The sequence below is a fragment of the Corynebacterium sp. LaCa_23 genome, from assembly GCF_058182375.1.
In genome coordinates, this window is sequence record NZ_CP190825.1 from 2250661 (window position 1) to 2275578 (window position 24918).

The 24918-nt window shown below is 58.7% G+C and carries 15 protein-coding genes; 11 read left to right on the forward strand and 4 right to left on the reverse strand.

What is annotated here, in order from left to right; translation table 11 throughout:
- Positions 1-803 precede the first annotated feature (803 nt).
- From ACP8IT_RS10690 to ACP8IT_RS10715, 6 genes are all read left to right on the forward strand, one after another.
- A complete protein-coding gene (locus ACP8IT_RS10690; RefSeq protein ID WP_490290076.1) occupies positions 804-4244 on the forward strand; it encodes a bifunctional proline dehydrogenase/L-glutamate gamma-semialdehyde dehydrogenase in 3441 nt (1146 codons plus the stop codon).
- A gap of 140 nt (positions 4245-4384) precedes the next feature.
- Entirely contained in the window at positions 4385-5866 is a 1482-nt protein-coding gene (locus ACP8IT_RS10695) for an AI-2E family transporter (protein ID WP_490290077.1), read from the forward strand.
- Between the two features lie 305 nt (positions 5867-6171).
- Complete coding sequence (locus tag ACP8IT_RS10700) at positions 6172-7692, forward strand: SpaH/EbpB family LPXTG-anchored major pilin (protein ID WP_490290078.1); 1521 nt, start codon at positions 6172-6174, stop codon at positions 7690-7692.
- A 162-nt stretch (positions 7693-7854) separates the two neighbouring features.
- A complete protein-coding gene (locus ACP8IT_RS10705; protein ID WP_284630747.1) occupies positions 7855-8775 on the forward strand; it encodes a class C sortase in 921 nt (306 codons plus the stop codon).
- A 57-nt stretch (positions 8776-8832) separates the two neighbouring features.
- Positions 8833-9636, forward strand: a complete 804-nt coding sequence (locus tag ACP8IT_RS10710; RefSeq protein ID WP_490290079.1) for a pilin N-terminal domain-containing protein — start codon at positions 8833-8835, stop codon at positions 9634-9636.
- Between the two features lie 473 nt (positions 9637-10109).
- Positions 10110-12479: a SpaA isopeptide-forming pilin-related protein gene (locus ACP8IT_RS10715; RefSeq protein WP_490290080.1), complete on the forward strand. Its 2370-nt coding sequence runs from the start codon at positions 10110-10112 to the stop codon at positions 12477-12479.
- Positions 12480-12596: 117 nt separating this feature from the next.
- Here the strand turns inward: ACP8IT_RS10715 and ACP8IT_RS10720 are convergent, their stop codons facing one another.
- From ACP8IT_RS10720 to ACP8IT_RS10735, 4 genes are all read right to left on the reverse strand, one after another.
- Positions 12597-13205 carry a nucleosidase gene (locus ACP8IT_RS10720; RefSeq protein ID WP_490290081.1) on the reverse strand — a complete coding sequence of 203 codons (609 nt, stop codon included), beginning with the start codon at positions 13203-13205 and terminating at the stop codon, positions 12597-12599.
- 206 nt (positions 13206-13411) lie between these two features.
- On the reverse strand, positions 13412-14695 hold the full coding sequence (locus ACP8IT_RS10725) for a sulfate adenylyltransferase subunit 1 (RefSeq protein WP_490290082.1): 1284 nt from the start codon (positions 14693-14695) through the stop codon (positions 13412-13414).
- Entirely contained in the window at positions 14695-15594 is a 900-nt protein-coding gene (gene cysD, locus ACP8IT_RS10730) for a sulfate adenylyltransferase subunit CysD (RefSeq protein WP_023018066.1), read from the reverse strand. Before cysD ends, ACP8IT_RS10725 begins: the two co-directional genes overlap by 1 nt.
- Positions 15594-16379 (reverse strand): phosphoadenylyl-sulfate reductase, encoded by a 786-nt coding sequence (locus ACP8IT_RS10735; protein WP_490290083.1) that lies wholly within the window; start codon positions 16377-16379, stop codon positions 15594-15596. The genes cysD and ACP8IT_RS10735 overlap by 1 nt, the downstream gene beginning before the upstream one ends.
- Before the next feature lie 172 nt (positions 16380-16551).
- Between ACP8IT_RS10735 and ACP8IT_RS10740 the strand changes: the two genes are divergently transcribed.
- From ACP8IT_RS10740 to ACP8IT_RS10760, 5 genes are all read left to right on the forward strand, one after another.
- The gene (locus ACP8IT_RS10740) at positions 16552-16968 is read left to right on the forward strand and encodes a methylenetetrahydrofolate--tRNA-(uracil-5-)-methyltransferase (protein ID WP_490290084.1); all 417 of its coding nucleotides are present in this window, start codon (positions 16552-16554) and stop codon (positions 16966-16968) included.
- A gap of 110 nt (positions 16969-17078) precedes the next feature.
- Complete coding sequence (locus ACP8IT_RS10745) at positions 17079-18821, forward strand: ABC transporter ATP-binding protein (RefSeq protein WP_490290085.1); 1743 nt, start codon at positions 17079-17081, stop codon at positions 18819-18821.
- On the forward strand, positions 18821-20785 hold the full coding sequence (locus ACP8IT_RS10750; RefSeq protein WP_490290086.1) for an ABC transporter ATP-binding protein: 1965 nt from the start codon (positions 18821-18823) through the stop codon (positions 20783-20785). The genes ACP8IT_RS10745 and ACP8IT_RS10750 overlap by 1 nt, the downstream gene beginning before the upstream one ends.
- A gap of 96 nt (positions 20786-20881) precedes the next feature.
- The gene (locus ACP8IT_RS10755) at positions 20882-21916 is read left to right on the forward strand and encodes an oxygenase MpaB family protein (RefSeq protein WP_490290087.1); all 1035 of its coding nucleotides are present in this window, start codon (positions 20882-20884) and stop codon (positions 21914-21916) included.
- A 119-nt stretch (positions 21917-22035) separates the two neighbouring features.
- Complete coding sequence (locus tag ACP8IT_RS10760; RefSeq protein WP_490290088.1) at positions 22036-24918, forward strand: (Fe-S)-binding protein; 2883 nt, start codon at positions 22036-22038, stop codon at positions 24916-24918.

Below are 24918 nucleotides of genomic sequence, written 5' to 3' on the forward strand. Positions count from 1 at the left end.
GTAGATGGATAGGGGCTAGAGAATGCTTAAGATTCAGCCGTGAACATTAACATGAGCTGTGAAAAGCGTGTACCTCATGTACAAGGTTGAACACATATCAACTTCACATGAGCGGCGATCTGGATGAAATACAGTCTTGGCCCATTTACCCCAGATCGCCGCACGACCCTGACCTCGCCAGACAGTCTTTAACACGGTTAATCTCGGAGAAAGCGCACCTTTAACACTAGACAGCGACTACCCCCTAAAACTCTATACCCAGCAAGTTAAGCTTTCTATTTTTACCCCCGAGTGCGATTTTGCAAACGAGACTAGCGTCACGTTTCTTCCATCCCTATAATCAGGTTAACAGCAAAGGGGTAAAAATCCTTGCGTACCAGCGGATTTATGCCGTTTCCGGTACTTATACCCCGTTCTGGAACATAAAGGACATTGCACTTTTACCAGATAGAGTGCTCACCCTTTTTTAATATCGTCACTTCGTAGAAAGCAGGTGAGTGTTGAACACCAACTTGGCACGCGTCCGCCGCCATAGCGACAGGCCCCCGGTCACCAATACCGATAGCACTATGGCTTGTTGATTCGCTTGGTGTAAACCACCGAGCAGCGGCGCGCGCATTCCGCGTGTTCCACTCATTGCCACGTGTGCGGCGTTAAAACGCCCCGCATGCTTTCTCATTTCCATAGACTTACCAGCCACTTTCTGCCACCGGCGCTAAAAGTCACAGCATAAAGGCCACACCGCGGTGTGGGTTGGCCGCCAACCTGGAAGTACACGTTTCGAAAAAGAGGTTGAATTTCACATGACTTCTCCCGCATACACCCGCACGCCACTATCTGATGATGTTGAGGCCGTACTGCCCGCCGCCATTAAGCGCGCGCAGGGCTGGCTTGAATCCACCGCAGATGAAAAGGACAAGGCCACCGAGCAGCTCGCGGAGCTGTTGCGCGATGACAATGGTGTGCGGTTCACAATGGACTTCGTGGACCGCGTCATGCGCCCGGAGGATGACAAGGTCACGGCCAAGGCGCTGAAGGACATTTCCTCCCAGTACGATCCTTCCTTCCTGGGCAGCATCAATGGCGCGCTCGTCGGCGCCGGCGGCTTCTTCGGACCCATCCTGCCTAACCTGGTCATGCCGGTAGCACGCATGTACATGCGCAAGATGGTTGGCCACCTGGTGCTGGACGCGGAATCGGATGCGCTCAATGACACCCTGGAAAAGGCCGCAGCCTCCGGCGAGCAGCTGAACCTCAACCTCCTGGGTGAGGCCGTGCTTGGTGAAGAGGAAGCAAAGTCCCGCGCGCGCCGCACGCTGGAGCTCATCAAGAACCCGCGCGTGACCTACGTATCCGTCAAGGCGTCCTCGATGGTGGCGCAGCTGAATAACTGGGACATCGGCAGTTCCGTAGAACGCCTGAAGGACCGCCTGCGCCCGCTCTACCAGGAGGCCGCACGCCGCAACCCGCAGGTCTTTATCAACATGGACATGGAGGAATACCACGACCTCCACCTGACGCTGCGCCTGTTCAAGAGCCTGATGAGCGAGCCGGAGTTCAAGAACCTGGAATCCGGCATCGTGCTGCAGGCCTACCTGCCCGATACCTTCGATGCCCTCCAGGACATCGCGGAATTTGCCAAGCAGCGCGTGGCAGAAGGCGGCGCCAAGGTCAAGGTGCGCATTGTAAAGGGCGCCAACCTGTCCATGGAGACCGCCGAAAGCGAAGTCCACGACTGGCCGCTGGCTACCTACACCAACAAGCTGGACGTTGACGCTAACTACTACCGCCTGCTGGATTACATCCTGCAGGAGGAATTCGCGGACTGCATCCGCATCGGTGTGGCCAGCCACAACCTGTACACCGCCGCCATGGCCTACGAGCTGGGCGTAAAGCGCGGCGTGCTGCACATGCTGGATTCTGAGATGCTGCAGGGCATGTCCCCGGCGCAGCAGGCAGCCGTGCGCAAGGTCTACGAGGGCCGCCAGATCCTCTACACCCCGGTGGTCCACGCGGATGACTTCGACGTCGCCGTGTCCTACCTCGTGCGCCGCTTGGAGGAGAACTCCGCGCCGCAGAACTTCCTCTACGCCCTCTTCGCCCCGGGCGAGGAACCACTGGCAAGCCAGGAAGAAACGTTCCGCAAGGCCGTGGCCAAGCGTTGGGATACCTTCGCTGGATCGCGCCGCACCCAGAACCGCCTCGAGGATTCCGGGCGCCAGGCACCGGATTCCGGCCGCTTCAGGAACGAGCCCGATACGGACCCGGCAATTACCCCGAACCGCACCTGGGCCAAGCGCGCGCTTGCAAATGACCCTGGTGAGCACGGCGTCCAAGAGGTCACCGACCCCTCCGCCGTGGAAAGCTACGTCGCCCGCGCCAAGGAATTGGGCACCGAATGGGGCAAGCGCCCCGCCGCAGAGCGCGCCGCGGCCCTGGACGCCGTCGCGGATCAGCTGGCCGCCAAGCGCGGAGACTTCATCTCCGTGGCAGCCTATGAGGCGAATAAGACGGTCACCCAGACTGACCCGGAGGTCTCGGAAGCCATTGACTTCTGCACCTACTACGGCCAGTCCGCCCGCTTCTTGGAAGAGGCACACTCCGAGTTCCACCCGCACACCGTCACCGTGGTGACCCCGCCGTGGAACTTCCCCATCGCCATTCCTACTGGCGGCATTGCGGCCTCCTTGGCGGCGGGCTCGGCGGTCATCGTCAAGCCTGCTCCCCAGGTAGTCCACTGCGGCAAGATGGTGGTTGAAGCCTTCCGCACCGCACTCGAAGCCGAAGGCCTGGACCCGGATCTGGTGCAGCTGGTGCTGACTGATGAAGGCGATGCCGGCAAGGCCCTGCTCTCCCACGATGACGTGGACAACATCATCTTGACCGGTGCCTCCGATACCGGCGCGCTCTTCCGCTCCTGGAAGCCCAAGATGAACCTCATGGCAGAGACCTCCGGTAAGAACGCGCTGGTCATCACCCCAGCCGCCGACCCGGACCTGGCCATCCAGGACCTGTACAACTCCGCCTTTGGCCACTCCGGCCAGAAGTGTTCGGCCGCTTCGCTGGTGATTTTCGTTGGCGCTGCGGGCAAGTCCAAGCGCCTGCGCGAGCAGCTGCTGGATTCCGTCAAGACCCTGAAGCCTGGCCCGGGCTATGACATCACCACCACGATGAACGGCCTGGCTGAAAAGCCGAGCGAGAAGCTGCTGCGCGGCCTGACCCAGCTGGAGCCGGGCGAGAAGTGGCTGCTGGAGCCGGAGAAGCTCAACGAAGAGGGCACCCTGTGGTCCCCAGGCATTCGCGATAATGTCCAGCCGGGTTCTTGGTACCACAAGAATGAGTGCTTCGGCCCCATCCTCGGCATCATGTACGCCGATACCTTGGAAGAGGCCATCGCTTGGCAAAACAGCACCGGCTATGGCCTGACCGGCGGCATCCACTCCCTGGATGACAAGGAAATCGAGTACTGGATCGACAACGTTGAAGTGGGCAACGCCTACGTCAACCGCGGCATTACCGGCGCGATTGTCCAGCGGCAGTCCTTCGGCGGCTGGAAGAAGTCCGTCATGGGCCCAGGTGCGAAGGCCGGCGGCCCGAACTACGTGGCTCAGATGGGTACCTGGACCGATGGCGAGCTCAAGCCGCGCGACGTGGATATCGCCCCGGCCAGCGTGAAGATTCTGGAGCGCCTGCGCGATGAGCTTTCTGATGAGCTCAGCAAGGACGATCTGGAATGGCTCTGGCGCTCCGCCGAGCTGGACCGGATTGCATGGCTCGAGGAATTCGGCCGCACCCACGACCGCACCGCGCTGGTTTCTGAGGCCAACCGCTTCCGCTACCGCCCGCTGTTGACCAAGCTGCGCATCCGCGTGGGCGAGGACTACAAGCTGCGCGATGTCGCCCGCCAGGTACTCGCCTCCGGCATTACCGGTACCGAGACGGAAATCTCCGCCGCCCCAGAGGTTGCCGCCCAGCTGCAGGAGCTCGGCTTCGACGTGAAGTCCATTTCTGATGGTTCCTTCGCCGCCGCCGTGGCCAATGACGAGTCCTCCCGCGTGCGCGCCCTGGGCACCGTGCCGGATTCCGTCTACGAGGCAGCGGTGCGCTCCAACTCCGTGGTGCTGGACCAGCCCGTGCTTGCCGATGGCCGCCGTGAGCTCATGCCTTACCTCCTCGAGCAGGCAGTCTCCGTGACCATGCACCGCTTCGGCATCATCCGCAACGTGGGCAACCTGCGCGACTAATACGCCAGTTGCCGCCCTCGCGGTATAGCGACTAAGCGCCCCACCTTCTCCCCTTCCTGCTGGGAGTTGGGTGGGGCGCTACCTTTTTCTCCGCTTTTCCTGCGCTATCTCTAGGTGGTTTCCTGTGGCATAGTAGATGAATGACTACGCCAGAAAACCATTCCCCCAACGGCGCCGAGCAGCACTCGGACCAGAATTCGGCGCAGCGCCCGCAGTACCCGTCGGCGCTTGAGCAAAACGCCGCCAACCGCAAGGCCGATGCGAACAACCCCTACGCCGCGCCGCTGGTCTCCCCCGATGAATCCCAGCTGGGCGCTGAGGTAGCCACCGCCGATCCCGCCGATCGGGATAATAAATCCGCCGTGCTAGCGAAAGACTTCCGCAGCATGGCCAAGATTTCGGTGTGCTTTATCCTCATCGCGGCAGGACTTGGCCTGGCGGGCTTCCTGCTGCGCTTTATTTGGGTGGGCCTACTGCCGGTTATCCTGGCCATCCTGGTATCCACGGTGCTGTATCCGGTCACCGCCTGGCTGCGGTCCGTAGGCTTTCCCCGCACCCTGGCAGCGGTCACGACGCTTTTGGGCTTGGTGGTTATTTTCGGCGGCATCTTTGCCGCCATGGCGCCCATGGTCACCGCGCAGTCCAAGGTTCTTATTAATGAGGCCGAAGCCGGCATTATGCAGCTGACCAAGATGGTCAACGATTCCCCGCTGGACATTGAAGTGGACCAGCTGCAATCGGTCTTCCAAGACATCGTGACCTTTGCCAAGGGTCAGGCCTCCACGATTGCCACCGGCGTGCTTTCTGGTGTCTCCATGGCCAGCTCCATTGCGGTAGCCACCGTCATCATGCTCTTTATCACCTTCTTCATCATTAAAGATGGCGATAGGTTCTTGCCCTGGCTGCGCAAATACACCGGCAACTCCGCCGCCTGGCACATCACGGAGCTCACTTCGCGAGTGTGGAAGACCCTGTCTGGCTTCATTCAGGCCCAGGCCATCGTCGCTCTTGTCGATGCCGTCTTTATCGGCCTCGGCCTCTGGGCCCTCCAGGTCCCACTGGCGCTGGTCATCGCCGTGATCACCTTCTTTGCGGGCTTTATCCCCATCATCGGTGCGGTCACCGCCGGCGCCCTGGCCGTCATCATCGCCTTGGTATCCAATGGCCTGACCAATGCGCTGCTCGCACTGGCGCTTATCATCATCGTGCAACAGGTAGAAAGCAACGTCCTCCAGCCCATCCTGCAGTCCAAGGCCATGGGCCTGCACGCGGCCATCGTCTTGCTCTCCATCACCGTGGGTTCCACCTTGGCCGGCATCGTCGGCGCTTTCCTCGCCGTGCCGGTCGCCGCCACCATCGCCGTTGTCCTGCGCTACCACGCAGAAATGGCCGCCCTGCGCGCCGGCGAGGTCTCCCCCGATGACATCGAAGTCGTCACCGGCTCCAAAGCCGTGTCTAAGAACGACAAAGAGGACAAAGATGGCAAGGGTGCCGACGCCGACAACACAGACTCCGAAAGCCAGCGCACCGACGAAAGCGGCGACGGCACCAACAACTCCCGCGAGGAGTCTCCTCGCGAGAAGGTAAAGCAACTTTTCGTGGCCATGAGCCCGCTCGCCTAAAGGCCCTTTTACACAACGCGGTGCACCTGCCGGAGTATTCCTTCCGAGGTGCACCGCGCCTTATTTAAATGCAAAGAGTCTTCCCATTTGGGGGGGGGGGGCATCTACTTTGCGAAATCAATACATGCAGGATATTTCCAGGTAACGATAATCACACTCCAACCAATTTGTACAGGAAATATTAATCTTCCTACGGTGTGTACAGGGTAAACGAGATCTCCGTTTCCTGGATGTCGTCATTAACACCTGGCCTAAAGATTCCCTCTCTACACGTTGGGTGTTAAGCAAAGAAAGGCTTTTCACGCATGAAGAAAACTGCATTAATCCGGTCCGCAAGTGCTGCGGCCATCTTCGGGCTTACGCTCTCCATGGGCGGGGTAACCGCCGTGGCCCAAGATGGCGCTCCGGCCGCCGCCCCGGCTGCTGTCATCGATGAGAATGCGCCGGTGACCCTGACCATCGATAAGCGCCTCAATCCCACCAGCATCGGCGGACCTGGTTCCGGCACAGCAGATCAAGATGCAACCGGTAACCCACTGGCAGGTGCTACTTTCACCGGTACGCTCCTTGACGTCAGCAACGTAGACCCGAAGAAATTGGGCGAACTGAACGCAAGCAACTACAAGGAGCTTGGAGCTACCGCCACGGGAACTACAGTTACCGGCAAAACCGGCAACGATGGCCAGCTGAAGTTTGATTCGAACGGTACCAATTTCCAGCAGGGCATTTGGCTATTCACTGAAACCATCGAGGGCGAAGTAACCGACACCGTTACTCAAAAGAGCTACAAAGCCTCTCAAGTAGCCCCCTCCACCCCATTTATCGTTTCCCTGCCTTATACCAACGGTGAAGGCAACGGATGGAACTACAATGTAGTGGTCCAGCCGAAGAACACCACCGCAGGTGTTACCAAGGAAGTCAAAGACGCGGACAAGAACGTCGGAGACACCATCGAGTATGTTGTCCACGGCAACGTACCGGTCGTCCCGAAGGGCGAAAAGCTCAAGAGCTTCCGCCTTACGGATAAACTCGATACCGAAAACCTCGAGAATATTGAAGCTCAGGTCGCACTCTCTGATGGTACCGAGTTGGCTGCCAGCGACTACACCCTGAATATCACCCAAGGCACCGGCGACGTTGAGCTAAACGTCACCAATTTGGACAAGCTTGCAGGATTGGACGCTGGAACCACCGTCGATCTCACTATTACCGCCAAGGTGAAGGAACTCGCAGGCACCGATGGCATCGCCGTAAACAAGGCCCGTCAGTTCGTCCACTACCCTAACCAAGATAACGAGACCGAAACCGAGTCCAACGAGGTCAAGTCCTACTGGGGCCAGGTCAAGGTAGTTAAAACCGAAGAGGGCTCTGAGACTCCGCTGAAGGGTGCTGAATTTGAGCTCTACCGCTGTGCAGGTACTGAAACGCAAGCTGATCAGTTAAATGATCAGCAAAAGATTTCCATCGACGGCACTTCTAAGTGGAAGACCGCTGACGACGGCACCGTACTTATCGATGGCATCCACGTCACCGATGTAGAAGACGATTCGAAAAAGATCGAAAACTCCTACTGCCTTGTAGAGACCAAAGCCCCGCGCGGCTTTGTTGCCACCAATGAGGTCCACTCATTTAAGCTGACTTCCGACGAAACTAAGCTGAACGCGGATTCCCCTCTGCAGTTGGAGAAAAAGATTGAAAACAAGCGCTCCGATATGCCGCAGCTCCCGCTTACCGGTGGCATGGGTATTGGCATCCTAGGCGCACTCGCCGTACTGGTAGCAGGCGGTGCACTCTGGTTCGCTCGCCGCGCGAACAAAGAAAGCTAAACCGAACCATCGGTTAGGCACCTGGGAGTTAATTCGACTGCATACGGGCAGCTAACTCCCACATACGTGGACTGTTCCCTCGCTTCGGCGAGGGAACAGATTCCATGAGCTTTTACACCACCACAACGGACATGCCGAGTCTGGCGAGTGAGGAAATTTTATATGGTACTGCGTACTTCTGGTCCCGCGGTTAAAGCGAAGCATAGGGACACATCGAAGACACTGCCGCAAAAAGCAGTTCCCGTCATTGTTCTCGCGATGCTTGCCATCGGCCTCTTGCTTTACCCAGTGGTGGTGACACAACTCAATAACTGGGAACAGCTCCGCGCCGCTGATTCTTATAGCAACGACATCGATAATGCAGATCAGGAGTTGCTTGCCCAGCAATTCGCCGCAGCCCAGGAATACAACAAGACTCATTCGGCTGGTCCGATCCTCGATCCCTGGCTGACGCGTATTTCTGAGGATAACGCTGACTACCAAGCATACTTATCCGAATTAGATGCCCATGACGTTATGGCTCGACTCGTTGTGCCTTCGGCTGACGTCGATCTTCCCGTTTATCACGGCACCAGCGAGGACGTCCTTCAGAAGGGTGTTGGGCACTTGTACGGCTCCGATCTCCCTGTTGGCGGAGAAGGAACGCACTCAGTCCTAACTGCCCACACCGGACTGGTAAACGCCACGCTCTTTGACAATCTCAACAAAGTCAAAGAAGGAGACCCAATCTATGTTGGTGTCTCCGGTGAAAAAATGAAGTACCAGGTCAATGACATTCGGGTGGTGCTTCCGCACGAGACGGATTCTCTCCGGCCAGAAGCCGGAAAGGACCAAGTTACCCTCATTACCTGCACGCCGTATGGTGTCAATTCCCATCGCTTGTTGGTTACTGCTGAGCGCGTGCCCTTCGATGAAGAAGCAGAACAAGCCTTTACCCCTCGTGGCCTCCACTGGACTTGGTGGATGTGGGCTTTTATGGCTGGCGCATTGCTTATCGCCATTGCGGCCGCTTTCTGGCTGTACAAACTGAATAAAAAGCAAAAGCCGAAGTTTGGTCAGTCAGTATCACTAGAGGAAGCATAAATGTTTAAACAACGTAGACTAGCTCGGGCAACAGCAGCCTTGTGCGCAGGGTGTGTCGTGACATTGACTGCACCCGCAGCACCGGCTGATGCCAAAGTCATTTCCGGGTATGCTACCGCGTCCACCCAAGTTGACCCCAGCTCCATTGGTCAAGAGCTCAATTCCCTTACCATCTCTCTGCCCACTGGTAATCCCTTTGATGAAGTTAAAGAAGGCGAGCTACCACCGGGAGCGTTAAGCGGTTATACCTTCGAATTAGCACAGGTAGCGGGTCTTGATATCCGTACGCACCAGGGATATACGGATGCTCTCAACCTCACTCCGCAAAAAGCACGTGATCTGGGGTTTACCGAGGTAAAGAGGAAGGAGACCAGCGATGATTCTGGCAAGGTTCGCTTCGATAATCTCCCGGCGGGCGCATACCTAATCGAGATAACCCCTCCCCAACGCAGCGGGGAGAAGCATAAGGACATCCAGCCCATGATCGTTGTGCTTCCTGCCACCGACAAGGAGGGAAATTGGCTACACGATCTCAAGGTAGTAGCCAAAACCGACGACGGCGGTGGCGATGTCCCTCCACCAACGGATATCCCCGATCCACGACCGACCCCCACTCCGACTCCATCGAAGCCTAGTCCGACCCCACCACCTGAGGACACCACGCCTCCGGGGCCGGGACCGGATGGCTCCGAAACAACAGAAACTACGCCTGCTGATACCCCACCAGAAGGTCCTGAGAAACCAAAGCCCAGCCAATTAGCACGAACAGGCGCTTCCGTACTCGGAATCCTTGTTCTGGCTGCTAGCCTCATCGCGGCCGGAATGCTGCTTATCCGTCGAAATAACAAAGGTGACCAATGATGAAAGGGACGACAACAATGCACAGCTTCTCCCGCAAAATGCGGACAAGCGCAGTAGCTGCCTTTACCCTCATGTTGACAGCTGGGGCTGTTCCAGCGGTCACCCCAACCCAATCGGAACACTCCGTCACACCGACTGCTCATGCTCAATCTGCAGTGCGAGCTCCGGTGACAATCAATAACGTTCGCACTGTATACAGCAACGTTTTTTCGGTTCACATGTCGGCCACCCAAGCGATGTCGATGAAGAAGCTGACTCTTAACACCACAGAGAAGTTCTCTACGTATCCAGCTGATACAGACAAGGCTCTCACCATCAATGGTACCTCGTATCCTGTGTCCTGGATTTCCCCTAACGGAAGATCTACGAATACGCTTACCGTAATTCTTCCGACTGCCATAGACGTACAGCCTGGGACTCCAATTGTTGTCCAATGGCGGGCAGGACAGAGAAATGTCCCTAGGTTGTCTAGTATGACGGCGACCATGGAAGGCACCGAGTTAGCACCACCAGAGCCCCCAGCAGTTGGAAATCCTACAGAGGCGAAAAATTACCGTGCGCTTCCAAACAAGAGAACGTGGGATGCTTGCACCTCAAACGATGGCCTTCTGTATGCAAAGACTTGGTGGGACAATTCAGAAAACACGCGGAAGCATGGCGGCAAAGATGTAAGCGTAGTCGAGGTGGCTCTTAACGGAGGCGGGGACCTCACTAATGCCATCAATACCGCAGATCCACGGCTGCAACTCCGCTTCGGCTCCGGGGCGGCCGGTTGGACAGAGCTTAAAAAAGACGTTGATTACACGCTAACGGTAAGTGGAAACCGAATCTTTTTTGAGCTCAATCAAAAGATGCAACGAGCTCCTTCAAACATCGACTCCTTCGATGTCGAAGCCCGGATCCCACTAAATGTGACACAATCCAATTGCCAGATGACGCTGTGGCACAAGGCTCCCGAGTGGTTCAACCGCGACGCAACAGATACCGATATCAACGCACCAGAAACACCACGTCACGAGTTAGACTGGCTGCCAGCATCTTCCCCAAACCCCGCTTTGCCTAAGCGCTGTGGGGGAAAGATTGCCCTAGTTTTCGATACCTCCGATTCCATCGCACGAAATAATGGTGCCGGTGTTGCTGCTAGCCGCGATGCCGGCTTAAGCGTTATTAACGCGTTACAGGGAACAGGAAGCCAGATGGCGATCTATAACTTTGCTTCAAGCGCAAAGTCAGTCCCCGGCATGTCAACAGATACGTTAAGCCTCAACGACAATGGTGATGTGCAAAAGCTGCGCAGCGCTGTTAATGCCATCGCAGAACCTTTTTACCGCGATGGTCGTGGTGGCACCAATTATGAAGCCGGCCTTAACCAGATCCCCTCGGGAGAGTTCGACGTAGTCTACTTCATCTCCGATGGGCTTCCAACCACAAGCGGGCGAGACTATCCTTACGGCTTTGATATCGGTACCCTGATCAATCAAAGTGATCTATCCGCCGCAGTTCGCGCGGCTAACCGGATCAAAGAATCCGGCACACGCATCGAAACCGTTATGGTAGGCGTAGAACCATTTAACGAGCACATTCTGAAAGATGATTACTTCGGTTTGGGGGCAGTTAAAAATCAGAAGACGCCAAACGTACCCAATGTGACAGATGGTATATCAAAACCCTGGCCTCACCAGGACGGCTATGGATACCCGAGCTACTACGGACAAGCGGATTTCGTGCGGGATATTGTCGAGAATGGCAAGGTCTTGATGTGGGATACCACTGATGCGAGTACCGTCACGGAATACGATATTACGAACCAGCCAGAAGTTTGGCGTGCGGGCGTTCGTAATACTAAGTCCATCGGTGCAGATATCTCCAGCGAGGATGCTGTCACTACCGTAGATAACTTCAATAATTTGGTGAATAGACTCAATGACCTAGTCCTCAGTGACTGCTTTGGTTCCATTAACGTGACTAAGCTTGTCCATGGCGAAGATGGCTCGGTCTCACCTGGACAGGATTGGACCTTTGATACCTCCGTTGACGGTGGTCAAGAAGCCATCATCGACGGCGAGGATGGAACTGAGCGTAAGGCACAGGTCACTGATAAAACCGATGAAGACGGACGCTACGGGCGTTCCTTGAATCAAGAAAATAGGAAGGGCCAGTCCGTCACCGTAGTTGAGCATCAGCAGTCTGGCTATAGGCTCCACAAGCAGAACGGCAAGAATGCTGTATGCACGACTCGTGTACAAGACGGTAACTCCTGGAAGACTACGAACGCCAAGGTGCGCAATATTGATCATGCCGAGAGACCAGGATTCGGCGTGGATGTTCCATTCCGGGGCATCGTCAATTGCACGATTGAAAATGATACCGTTCCCGTAAAAATTGATCTTTCCGTGCAAAAAGTCAGTTTCGAAGACACCCCGCAACCACTAGCAGGTTCCGAATTTACGCTTAATAAAGTAGAGGGGGATAACCGCGAACAAGTAGGGGTTCTGCGCGATGGCGCAACGAGGATTTTCGACCTCGAACCGGGCAATCGCTACGAACTTGTAGAAACACAAGCACCTACTGGCTACCAGCTGCTTAGCCGTCCCATCTACTTCAACATCGCTATTGGAGAATCTGGGAAACCAGAGATTCAGATTGAGGGAGGAGCTGAACAGTACCCGGAGATTTCTATCCAGAAAGATAAAAAGGAACCGAACCACTCCGTAATGCAGGTAGCCGATATCCGCAAAGGCGATCTGCCCTATACCGGCGGTCGCGGGTTGGGAGGACTAGCCCTGTTGGCCAGTGTCGTAGCAGCAGCAGCTGTGTTTATTGGACGGCGTGCTTTGAACTAATCAAGGAATTCTTCCATAGAACTGTCCTTTAACCGTGAGGCCTTCTCAACGTCTTTCAAAAATGACGTTGAGAAGGCTTTTCCCTATCTAAATCCGGCGTATTCGTCTCATACCGGATTAGTAGCTGGGAATACTTCTAGCACAAAAGCCTAAGTCAGCTGCGGCAGCGGCAAGCTGGCGGGCGCTGCGATCTAGGACACCAGCCCAGGTTCCCATCGATTCCTCGTTCGCGGAATCAGAAACCTGCTTAAGCAGCGTGCAGGGCACGCCAAAGCGCTGGCAGGTGGCCGCGATGGAATAGCCTTCCATGTCGCACAACTGCGATTTCTTCACCAATTCGTTGCGCAGGGCGGTAGTGGAGACAAACATGTCGCCGGTGGCCAGCCCCCGTGCTGGAAGTTCACCAGAAGTCTCCAACTCGATGAATTCTGGCAGGAGGTAACGGCTGATATCGGTCAGCACGTCTAGCTTGAAATCGTGCTTGGTTACTTTATTGATCTCAAAGACACCATCCATGCCATCGACAAGCGCGCCTGCCGTACCAATATTGACCACGCGCTCAGGCAAAGCATCATGCGCGCGGGCCTCTGCCAATACCTCGGTCAGGGATATCGCGGCTGGAACCGTGCCGATCCCGGTAATAAGCAGCGCTTCACCGTCCGGAATGTGTGCAGCTTCGGCGTCCACGGCCGCTACAAAGAGGGTTCGTCCAGATAAATTTTCCATGCCTGCGACAATACCTGCACCTCGCGTGGTCATCGGCGAGGGGCGTTTTCGCGGGGCGCTCGTCAACAGTTCACAAAGCAACCGAGTTTGGCTAAAAATGGGGGCGAAATTTACAAGAACGCGGTTGCTTTAGGAACCGTGGCGGTCACGTGGAGCGACCGGGTACCGCCTGAAGGAGTACCCGTGAAGCCACTGGGCGGACATCGCTAGCGCAAACGGTGGCCCACGAATCCGGCGGCCAGGGTGTTGCCGGAGGATTGGTCAATGAGCAGGAAGTTGCCCACGGCACCGCGGGCGGCGTAGTCCTCCACGGGCAATTCGGCCTGGGTCTGGATGGTGATGTGGGCGATGTCGTTCATGGCAACGGCCTCGGGATCATCTATGTCGGATACGCCATCGAGATCCAAGGTGCGGGAAACGGCGGCGATGCGGGCCTTGACCAGGGAGGAACCATAGCGCAGCTTGAGCATCTGGCCGGGTTTCAGGTCCTTTTCGGTAAGGCCGACCACCGTGGCATCGAATTCCCGGGTGGCCGGGGGACGCTGGGCGCCGGCGAGGAGATCGCCGCGGGTGAGATCGATGGCATCGGCAAGCAGTAGCGTGACCGAATCACCGGCGGCGGCGGAGGGGGCGGGGCCATCGGCGGTGTCGATCTGGGTGACGGTGCTGGTGCGGCCTTCGGGCAGGTGCACCGTATCGCCCACGGAGATGGACCCGGCCTTCACGCGGCCGGCGTAGCCGCGGTAATCGGTGGAGTGCTCGCGGATGACGTACTGGATGGGAAAACGAAAGTCCAGATCATCGGCGCGGCCGGTGGCAACAGGGATGGTCTCGAGCACCTCGAGGACGGTGGGGCCGGTGTACCAATCCATGGTGGTAGAGCGCTCGACCACGTTATCGCCCTTGAGCGCGGAAATGGGCACGACGGTGGTATCGGTAATGCCCAGGCGCTGGGCAATCTTATGGAATTCGGCCTCGATATCGCGGAAGACCTGCTCATCGTAGTCTACGAGGTCGATCTTGTTGACCGCGAGGACGACGTGGCGCACACCCAGCAGGGCGGCCACGTTGAGGTGGCGGCGGGTTTGTTCGACGACGCCGTGGCGGGCATCGATAAGCAGCACCACCACCTGCGAGGTGGACATGCCGGTGACCGTATTGCGGGTGTACTGCACATGCCCCGGGGTATCAGCGAGGATGAAGGTGCGCTTATCGGTGGCAAAGTAGCGGTAGGCCACGTCGATGGTAATACCTTGCTCGCGCTCGGCGCGCAGGCCATCGACCAGCAGGGATAGGTCCATGCCGTCGAAGCCGCGATCGGAAGAGGAGCGCTCCATGGACTCGACCTGGTCCGCGAGTACGGACTTGGTGTCATAGAGGAGGCGGCCGACGAAGGTGGATTTGCCGTCATCAACGGAGCCGGCGGTGCACAGGCGCAGGGTATCGCGCTGTTTGAGGGCGCCGACATTCGGCGCGAGGGTAGTCGTCATCAGAAGTAGCCTTCCTTCTTGCGGTCTTCCATGGCGGATTCAGAAAGTTTGTCATCGGCGCGGGTGGCGCCGCGCTCAGACAGGGTGGAAATGGAGATTTCCGCGAGCACCTCATCGGGGCTGGAGGCGGTGGAGTCGACAGCACCGGTGCAGGACATATCGCCGACGGTGCGGTAGCGCACGGTGCGGGTCTCTAGCTGCTCATCGTCTTGCGGTCCGCCCCATTCACCTGGCGAAAGCCACATGCCGCCGCGGTTGAAGACCTCGCGCTGGTGGGAATAATAAATGGGCGGCAGCTCAAGCTCGCGCGCGCCGATGTATTCCCAAATATCGGATTCGGTCCAGTTGGAGATGGGGAAAACGCGCACGTTTTCGCCGGCCATCTTACCGCCGTTGTACAGGTCCCACAGCTCGGGGCGCTGGCGGCGAGGGTCCCAGCCGCCGAAGGAATCGCGGATGGAAAAAATGCGTTCCTTGGCGCGGGCGCGCTCCTCATCGCGGCGGGCCCCGCCCAGCACGGCGTCGTACTCGCGCTTGGCGATGCTCTCTACCAGCGGCACCGACTGCAGCGGGTTGCGCGTTCCATCGGGCCGTTCCTGCAGCTCGCCGCTATCGATCCAGTCTTGGACGTGGGCGACGTGGAGGCGGGCACCGGATTCCGCGACTAGGTCATCGCGGAATTTGATGACTTCGGGGAAGTTATGACCGGTATCCACGTGGAGCAATTCAAAAGGCACCGTGGCCGGGGCGAAGGCGCGGCGGGCCAGCTCGAAGACGACAACGGAGTCCTTGCCACCGGAAAAGAGGATGCCTACCTTATCGAATTGCCCGGCTACCTCGCGCAGGATGTGGATGGATTCATTTTCTAGGTCTTGTAGGTGTGGGGAAAGTGTGCTCATTATTCGTGTAACCCGCATTCTGTCTTGCCATCTGCAAATACTCGCCCGGAGCGGGCGTCCTCGCCCTCGCCGACTGGGAAGGTCAACGGCGCATCGCCGATGGACCGGTATCCCTGCAGGGTCAGCGGGTGGATGATGAGGTCGTTTTCTGCGATGTACTGATCGGTATCGTCCAAGTCCCAGGTAATGATCGGCGAAATCTTTAACCGCCCGGTGCGGTCCAGGCTGAGCGCTGGGGCATTGGCGCGGTGCTCGGAATCGGCCCGGCGCAGGCCGGTGACCCACCCTGCATAAGGATCCATGGCCATGTTCAGCGGCTCCACCTTGCGCATGCGGTTATAGGCGGCTGTATCGCGCGCGTACAGGCGCGGGCCGTAGACCTCGTCTTGCTCTTCGGGGCTCAGCAGCGGCAGCACGCGGACTAGGGGGAGATCCGGGTAGCGCTTATCCACCTCTTCGGCCACCTGGAGGGTCTCCGGGAAGTGCCACCCGGTATCGATGAAAAGCAGGTCAGCAGCGAGCCCGGCGCGGTGGGAGAGCTCTGCCAGCACGGTGTTTTCCATGGACATCGTCACCGCTAACCGGCCGGGGGCGTGCTCGGCGGCCCACTCGGTGATGCTTTCTGCGGATTCGTCGTAGAGCTTATCCGCCCACGTGTCCACTAGCTGTTCATTGCGCGCGGCCACCTCGGTGGAAAGCGGTGCGGTATCGCGCGTGCCTTCGGGCGAGATATGGGGATCGCGGAAGGAGTGTCCACCATCCAGCAGGTTCGTCGTTGGGTTCATGAGCTCACACACTAGGCAACCGCGGTAGCTCACGCAGCACGTTTTTCTGGAAACGGCGCTGAGCTTGGCCGAAGGGAAGAATAAAATGTTTTATTTCTGAACCAAGCTGACTAGATTTATAGACAATGTAGTCTATCACGGGCCGACCGGACTCGCCCGAGGAGGAACTTTTATGCAGCGTGTTGCCATCATTGGGGAAGGTCCTGCCGCCTTATCCACCGTGGAAAGGCTCCTAAGCGCCGGCATGTGCGTAGACCTCATCTCAGAGAAAACTGCACCGTTCGGTCTACTTCGCCGCTTTGCGGGGCTTGCGGGCGTGCTTGATGAGGCCGTGCCGCACGAGTGCGCACCGGGCACTACCCCGCGGCTGCGCCTATTGGGAAACGTGCGCGTGGGAGTAGACGGCGATATCACCCATAACGAGGTCCACCAGCTGGCCGCCCACGGTGACCGCGAGCTCATTGTCATGGAGTTAAAGGCTCGCGGCGTTCCCGTTACCACGTGGGAGGGGCTGTGCACGCCGATCACGGATTTTGAGGACTGGACCAGCGTCATCGCCAGGGCGCAATTGGCGCACGTCTTGGTCTAGGTCCGGCTACGAGGTCAGGTGCCTAAATATAAAAACCGTTCGCCCCATCTGCGCCCACCAGATATGCTTGCTGGTTAATCCCTATTCTCCCTCGAAAGAAGCGCAGGTTTATGGATCTGGTCCGAATCCTCTTTACCCGCTCGGCGCCTTATACGCTCTACGTCATAGCGGTACTTATCCTGCAGGCGCTGTCCACCGCGGCCACCCTGTATCTGCCGTCCTTGAACGCCAAGATCATCGATGAAGGCGTGTCCAAGGGCGATATCGACTATATCTGGCGCACCGGCGGCATCATGCTCGTCGTGGCCTTTGTCCAGGTCATTACCGCCATCGGTGCGGTGTGGTGCGGCAGCCGCACCGCCATGGGCGTGGGCCGGGATCTGCGCAGCGAGGTCTTCCGCAAGGTCACCACGTTTTCTGCAGAAGATATGAGCGAGTTCGGCACGCCCACGCTTATCACCCGCGGCACCAATGACGTGCAGCAGGTGCAGATGGTCTACATGATGATGCTGAACTTCATGGTCACAGCACCCATTATGTCCATCGGCGGCATCATCATGGCCATCCGGGAGGACGCCGGACTGTCCTGGTTGGTGTGGGTTTCTGTCGCGGTGCTGCTCGGCACCATCTCCGTCCTCATCGCGCGGCTTATGCCGCTTTTTCGTGCCATGCAGGACAAATTGGACACCATCAACGGCACCTTGCGCGAGCAAATCACCGGCATCCGCGTCGTGCGCGCCTTTGTGCGCGAGGCCTATGAAACTGAACGCTTTACCAAGGCCAATAAGGACATTACCCAGCTTTCGCTGAAAATCGGCCAGCTCTTTGTCCTCATGTTCCCGCTTATCACCGTCATCTTGAACGTTGCCACGGGCGCCGTGCTGTGGTTCGGTGGCCAGCGCGTGGATGCCGGGCTTGTTGATGTCGGCGGGCTCACCGCCTTCCTCCAGTACCTGCTGCAAATCCTCGCCGCCGTCATGATGGGCACGTTTATGGCGATGATGCTCCCGCGCGCCCTCGTGTGTGCCCGCCGCATCACCGGGGTCTTAAGCCACGAGCCGTCCATTACCCCGCCGAAGGATACCGTCACCCCGGCGACCAATTCCGGCACCGTGGAGTTTCGCAATGTCAGCTTCTCCTATGCCGGCGCGGATGCCCCGGTGCTAGAGGATATTTCCTTTACCGCCCCTCCCGGCACCACCACCGCGATCATCGGTTCTACCGGCGCGGGCAAGACCACGCTCCTCTCCCTCATCCCGCGCCTGTACGTCCCGAGCGAAGGCGAGGTGCTTATCGATGCCACCCCTACCACCTCCCTCTCCCGCCCCGACATCGTCAGCCGCGTCTCGCTGGTGCCACAAAAGGCCTACCTGTTTAGCGGCACGGTGGCCTCCAACCTGCGGTTGGGCCGCCCCGAGGCCACCGACGATGAGCTATGGGAGGCGCTGCGCGTGGCACAGGCGGACTTCGTCGATGACTTAGGTATGCCCATCGCGCAAGGCGGTACCAATGTATCGGGCGGGCAGCGCCAGCGCCTATCCATCGCCCGCATGCTCGTGGCCCAGCCGCGCATTTATCTCTTCGATGATTCCTTCTCCGCGCTGGATGTGGTTACGGATGCCAATGTGCACACCGCCATGCACCAGTCCTTTGCCCAGCGCGGCGAGGCCGTCACCACCATCATCGTGGCCCAGCGCGTGGCCTCCATCCAGGATGCCGATCAGATTTTGGTCATCGATAAAGGACGGATTGTCGCCCGCGGCACCCACACGGAGCTGCTGAATTCCTCGGATGTGTACCAGGAAATCGTTAAATCCCAAGAAACCGCTGGAGTAGCTGGAGGAGAGCACTAATGGCTAAAGACACCACCCACCACTCCTCCGCTGAGGAAGCTGAGCTCCAAGAACTTGAGGCCAAGGTTGCCGCCGATGAATGGTCCGGTTCCGCACCGCGCCAGGCCAAGAATTTCTGGCCTTCTGCTAAACGCTTGTTACTACTGCTCATGCCCTATAAACGCATGCTGGCGGTAGTGGCGGCAATGAATATCGTCTGCGTTTTCCTGGCGGTCTTTGCGCCCAAGATCTTGGGCGATGCCATGGACGTCATCTTTTCCGGAGTCATCTCCCGCGAGCTGCCATCTGGCATTTCGGCGCAGCAGGCCATCGACGGCATGCGCGCCCAGGGCCAAGATCAGGTGGCCGATATGGCCTCCGGCATGGATTTCACTCCCGGCGAGGGCATCGACTTTACCCGCTTGGGCACGCTTATCATCGCGGTGATCGCGATGTACATCGTCTCTGCCGCCTTCGAGCTCTGGCAGGGGCTCATCTTAAACCGCCTGACCGTCGACACGGTCTACGAGCTGCGCCAGCGCGTAGAAGCCAAGGTGCATGCCCTGCCGTTAAATTACTTCGATTCCCGCCAGCGCGGCGATATCCTCTCGCGCACCACCAATGACATCGACAATGTGCAACAAGCCCTCCAACAGGCGCTGTCCCAGCTGTTCTATAACATCCTGATGATCCTGGGCATCACCGTGATGATGCTGAGCATCTCTTGGCAGCTCGCCTTGGTGGCGCTCTTGGCGCTGCCGCTGACCGCACTTATCATCGGAGTCATCGGCGGGCGCTCGCAGCGCCAATTCAAAACCCAGTGGCGCGCTACCGGCCAGCTCAATGGCCAGGTAGAAGAGTCCTTCTCCGGCCACGACTTAGGCATCGTCTTTGGCCGCACGGAGGATATGACGCGCCAATTTGATGAGCGCAATGACGAGCTCTTCCGCGCTTCCGCGCTGGCGCAATTCCTCTCCGGCATCATGATGCCCATCATGCAATTCGTGTCCTACCTGTCTTATGTGGCCATCGCTGTGCTTGGCGGCCTGCGCGTGGCCAACGGGCAGATGACCCTGGGCCAGGCCACCGCCTTTATCCAGTATTCCCGCGAATTTAACCAGCCGCTGGGCCAATTGGGCGGCATGATGCAACAGGTGCAATCCGGTGTGGCCTCAGCCGAGCGCGTCTTCGAATTCCTCGATGCGGAAGAACAATCGCTGGAGGTAACCAGCGATGAGCTAGCCGGCCGCGCCCGCGGCCGCGTGGAGTTCCAGGACGTTGACTTTTCCTATTCGCCGGAGAAGGAGCTTATCACCGGGCTCAACTTGCGCGTGGAACCGGGGCAAACCGCGGCGATCGTAGGCCCCACCGGCGCAGGCAAGACCACCATGGTCAATCTGCTCATGCGCTTTTATGACATCGATTCTGGGCGCATTCTTATCGATGGCCACGATACCGCCCACATGCCCCGCACCGCCCTGCGCTCCCAGGTGGGCATGGTGCTACAAGATGCCGTCCTCTTTGAGGGCACCATCATGGGCAATATCCGCTACGGCCGGCTTGATGCCACGGACGATGAGGTCATCGCCGCGGCCAAAGCTACCTACGTGGATCGCTTCGTGCACTCCCTGCCGGAAGGCTATGACACCGTCATCGACCAAGATGGCGGTGCCATCTCCGCCGGCGAGCGCCAGCTGATTACCATCGCGCGCGCCTTTTTGGCCCAGCCCGCGCTACTCATCCTGGATGAGGCGACCTCCTCCGTGGATACCCGCACCGAGGTGCTCGTCCAAGAGGCCATGAATGCCCTGCGCGCCGAGCGCACTTCCTTCGTCATCGCCCACCGCTTGTCCACCATCCGGGACGCTGATTTGATCTTGGTGATGGAAAACGGGGGCATCGTCGAGCAAGGCTCCCACGAAGAGCTGCTGCGCGCCCAGGGTGCTTATTGGCGCCTGCACCAATCGCAATTCGCGGAAGGCTAATCCCCTCTGGGGAATGTATACCCCGAAACATTGCCGGATTTTTGTGTGCTACGCTACACTCTTATCACGCTCTATCACTCACAGGGAGGGACTATTATGTCCAACTCACTCAAGACAGAAAACAACCAAGCACCAGAAGAAAACACCGAGAACAATAAGGAAGAAAAGCGCGAATTGCGCCGCGCGCCCTTAGGCCCGGATTCCCTGCTGTGGAAGTGGGGATCGGATAACCGCCTGCAGTTGCTGCGCGGATATACCGGCATCTTGCAGAATATGCACCCGGCCATCGGGCAATCCCTGCTGGATCACTCGAAGTTCTTCGACGAGCCATTCGCCCGCCTGCAGCGCTCCACGCCGCAGATCATTCAGTCCATCTATGATGACGGGGACATCGGCGAGCGTATCCGCGATTACCACGTCACCATTAAGGGCACGCTGCAAAATGGCGAGCGCTACCACTCCCTCAATCCGGAGACCTATTGGTGGGCGCACGCTACCTTCGTCTACCGCGTCATCTACGCCCAAGAACTCTTCGGTACGCCATTTACCAAGGAAGAGCGAGACCAGATCGTGCGCGAAGGCGTGACGTGGTGGGATAAGTACGGCATGTCTGAGCGCCCGGTCATCGATAATTACGACGACTTGATGGCGTACATGGATGAGATGGCAGATACCGTCCTGGAGCGCAATGAGACCGTGGACTTTGCCCTGCGCACCGCCCGCGTTGAGCCAGTCAAGGCCCCGGACGGTGTTCCGGAGGCTGTGTGGAAGGTCATCTGGAAGCCCATTATGCGCAGCGCCATCTGGCTAACGGTGGCGACCTTGCCCAAGCAGTACCGCGATATCTTGGATCTCAAGTGGACCAAGCGCGATCAAAAGCGCTTCGACCGCATTGCCAAGTCCGTCCGCTTCATCATGGATCACCTGCCAGAAGACAAGCGCTACATGGAGCCCGGCCGCTCCCTGATGATCAAAAACGGCATGATCGAGGGCAAGTACAAGGAGCCGAAGAAGATTCAGGGCTACGCGCCGAAGGCCACCGATTCTGACTCCGCTTCCGCCGAATCCGCCCACGGCAAGGACGCTGACGATAACGCCGCCAAGCGCCGCGCAGCTGGCTGCCCCTTCTAAGGCAGGAACGCCGATTTCCTAGAACACGTGGCCCCGTGAGCTGAATACTGACTCCCAGATTCGCGCCTTTAGGCTTTAAGGTAGAAGCATCGTGGAGCATCAGTAGTAAAGGAGCACGAATGACCACCGTGTTCGGTTGGATTGCTATAGCCGCATCGATTCCGGTGTGGCTATACTTTTTCGTCCGCGTCGGGGCGCTCATTAAGTTCATCCGCTCGGGCGGGCCCACCCAACTAGAGCGCACCAATAGCCCCGTAAAACGCCTTTGGCGCGTGCTGGTAGAGGTCTTCGGACACACCCACTTCAAGGGAAAACCACTGGTCAACGCCGCCCACTGGTTAGTCATGGTGGGCTTCTTATTTGGCATCCTGGTGTGGTTTGAGGCCTATATCCAATCCTTCGCCCCGGATAAAGGGTGGCCGGTCTTAAGCACTTGGCCGGTCTATCACTTCGTGGAAGAAGTGCTCGGCATCGGTACGATGCTGGGCATCTGCTTCCTCATCGGCGTGCGCCTGAAACTGGGCGATACCGAGCGCGGCAGCCGCTTTTTCAACTCTCAAACGGCCGCGGCCCGTTGGGTAGAGGCCATCGTCTTCATCGAGAGCCTTAGCATGCTCCTGGTCAAGGCCTCCAAGATCGCGGCCTTTGGTCACGGTTCCGCAGTCGCGGATTTCTTGACTATTCACCTGGCTAAGGCGCTGCCCGAATCCCCGGCACTGGTCAGCTTCTTCGCCCTGGTCAAGCTACTATCCGGGCTCCTTTTCATCTTCTTTATCGCCCGCAAATTCCAGTGGGGTGTCATGTGGCACCGCTTCATGGCGTTTTTCAATATCTTTTTCCAGCGCAATACCTCTGGGGACAAGGCGCTCAAGTCCCTGCCCACCCCGGACCTGGAAGAAGACATCACCCCTGGCAGCTGGAAGATGCTGCTGGATTCGACCGCATGCACCGAGTGCGGCCGCTGCCAGGAGCTGTGCCCTGCCTGGAATACCGATAAGCCGCTCAGCCCCAAAAAGGTCATGATGGACCTGCGCCAAGGCGCGCTGGATAATTACAACCCACACGAGGGCCTCGATGTGCTCTCGATGGCTGGTGTCATCGACGATGACGTCCTGTGGTCCTGCACCAATTGCGGGGCCTGCGTGGATCAGTGCCCCACCGATATCGAGCACATCGACCATATTGCAGACCTGCGCCGCTTCAAGGTCTTGGCGGAATCCGATTTCCCCTCGGAACTCACCGGCCTATTCAAAAACATGGAGACCAAGGGCAACCCTTGGGGCCGCAATAATTCCGAGCGCCGCGCCTGGATTGATGAGGCGCGTGCCGATGGCATCGAGGTACCCATCATTGGCGAGGACACCGCCGATTTCTCCGATATGGAATACCTTCTCTGGGTAGGCTGCGCCGGCGCCTATGATGACAATGGCCGCCGCACCACCCGCGCCGTCGTGGATCTACTGCACACCGCCGGTGTTAAGTTCGGCGTGCTTTCTACCGGTGAGACCTGCACCGGCGATCCCGCCCGCCGCGCCGGCAACGAGTTCTTGTTCCAGATGATGGCGCAGCAAAACGTTGAAACCCTCAACAACGCGTTTGCGGGCGTACCCAAAGGCCAGCGGAAAATCATCACGACCTGCCCGCACTGCTTTAATACCATCCGCAATGAGTACCCGGACTTTGACGGGCATTTCGATGTATTCCACCACACGCAGCTACTCAACCGCCTGGTGCGCGAAAAGCTGCTACAGCCGGTTCCGCGCACCCCAGAAAACCGCAAGCCCATCACCTATCACGATCCATGCTTCCTGGGCCGCCACAATAAGGTCTTCGATCCCCCGCGTGAGCTTCTCGAGGCCACAGGCGTAGAGCTGCGCGAAATGGACAAGTCCCGCGATGAGGCCTTCTGCTGCGGCGCCGGCGGCGCCCGCATGTTTATGGAGGAAAAGCTGGGCTCTCGCATCAATGAGTTCCGCACGGAGCAGGCTCTCGAGACCGGCGCCGAGGAAATCGCCACCGGCTGCCCATTCTGCAATGTCATGATGACCGGCGGCGTGAAGTCTTTGGCCACCGAGTCCACCCCCACCACGCAGGTCAACGACGTGGCTACCATGCTGCGCAATTCCATTTCCCTGGATGACAAGGGCACTCTTCCCAAGCCCCGCCCCAAGGCATTCCTGGGCACCCCAGTGCGCCACCGCGCGGCTTCAGCCACCACCGCTGAATCCCCCAAGGCACCCACGCCTGCCGATGCCCCCTCCTCCACCAACACCCCCGCTGCCGCGACGCCACCTGCTACGCCCTCTGCGCCTTCTGCTCCTTCGGTACCGGCAGCTCCAACCGCACCCTCTGTCCCAGGCGCTCCCTCCACTCCGGCGGCACCAACTCAGCCTGCCGGACCCAGTGCACCATCCGCTCCCGCTGCTCCGGCGGCTCCTCCCGCACCCGGTTCTGCGACGCCATCGGCACCATCGGCGCCAAAGGCTCCTTCGGCACCCGGCGCGCCCACTCCATCTGCTGCACTGAGTGCTCCCTCCGCGCCCAGCGCGCCAACACCACCGGGCGCTCCCACGCCGCCAAAGGCTCCTAAGGCCCCAGCGGCTCCGAGTGCTCCTTCGGCACCCAGCACCCCTGCAGCTCCGAGCGCTCCAGCAGCACCAAGTACCCCGGCAACTCCAGGTGCTCCGACTCCGCCAGCTGCTCCAAGTGCCAAGGCACCACAAGCTCCGGCAGCACCAAAGCCACCGCGCGCTGACAAGAACCCCGAAGCAGCAGCGCCACCCGCACCGCCTGCACCCCCTGCCCCGCCAGCCCCGTCGGGTCCACCGGCTCCACCGGCAGCGGCCCCACCACCTGCTCCACCCGCTCCACCGGCATCGTCGACGCCGCCTGCGCGACCGGCACCACCGGGGACGTCGGCAAGCGCAGAGCCTCCCAAGGCACCCAAGCCACCGAAACCGCCGGAGCCACCCACGCCGCCGGAAGACGCGAATACCGAGTAG

Coding starts and splice junctions, on each gene's coding strand:
- ACP8IT_RS10690 (WP_490290076.1), top strand. CDS start 804: ATGACTTCTCCCGCATACACCCGCACGCCACTATCTGATGATGTTGAG.
- ACP8IT_RS10695 (WP_490290077.1), top strand. CDS start 4,385: ATGACTACGCCAGAAAACCATTCCCCCAACGGCGCCGAGCAGCACTCG.
- ACP8IT_RS10700 (WP_490290078.1), top strand. CDS start 6,172: ATGAAGAAAACTGCATTAATCCGGTCCGCAAGTGCTGCGGCCATCTTC.
- ACP8IT_RS10705 (WP_284630747.1), top strand. CDS start 7,855: ATGGTACTGCGTACTTCTGGTCCCGCGGTTAAAGCGAAGCATAGGGAC.
- ACP8IT_RS10715 (WP_490290080.1), top strand. CDS start 10,110: ATGACGGCGACCATGGAAGGCACCGAGTTAGCACCACCAGAGCCCCCA.
- ACP8IT_RS10720 (WP_490290081.1), bottom strand. CDS start 13,205: ATGGAAAATTTATCTGGACGAACCCTCTTTGTAGCGGCCGTGGACGCC.
- ACP8IT_RS10725 (WP_490290082.1), bottom strand. CDS start 14,695: ATGACGACTACCCTCGCGCCGAATGTCGGCGCCCTCAAACAGCGCGAT.
- cysD (WP_023018066.1), bottom strand. CDS start 15,594: ATGAGCACACTTTCCCCACACCTACAAGACCTAGAAAATGAATCCATC.
- ACP8IT_RS10735 (WP_490290083.1), bottom strand. CDS start 16,379: ATGAACCCAACGACGAACCTGCTGGATGGTGGACACTCCTTCCGCGAT.
- ACP8IT_RS10740 (WP_490290084.1), top strand. CDS start 16,552: ATGCAGCGTGTTGCCATCATTGGGGAAGGTCCTGCCGCCTTATCCACC.
- ACP8IT_RS10745 (WP_490290085.1), top strand. CDS start 17,079: ATGGATCTGGTCCGAATCCTCTTTACCCGCTCGGCGCCTTATACGCTC.
- ACP8IT_RS10750 (WP_490290086.1), top strand. CDS start 18,821: ATGGCTAAAGACACCACCCACCACTCCTCCGCTGAGGAAGCTGAGCTC.
- ACP8IT_RS10755 (WP_490290087.1), top strand. CDS start 20,882: ATGTCCAACTCACTCAAGACAGAAAACAACCAAGCACCAGAAGAAAAC.
- ACP8IT_RS10760 (WP_490290088.1), top strand. CDS start 22,036: ATGACCACCGTGTTCGGTTGGATTGCTATAGCCGCATCGATTCCGGTG.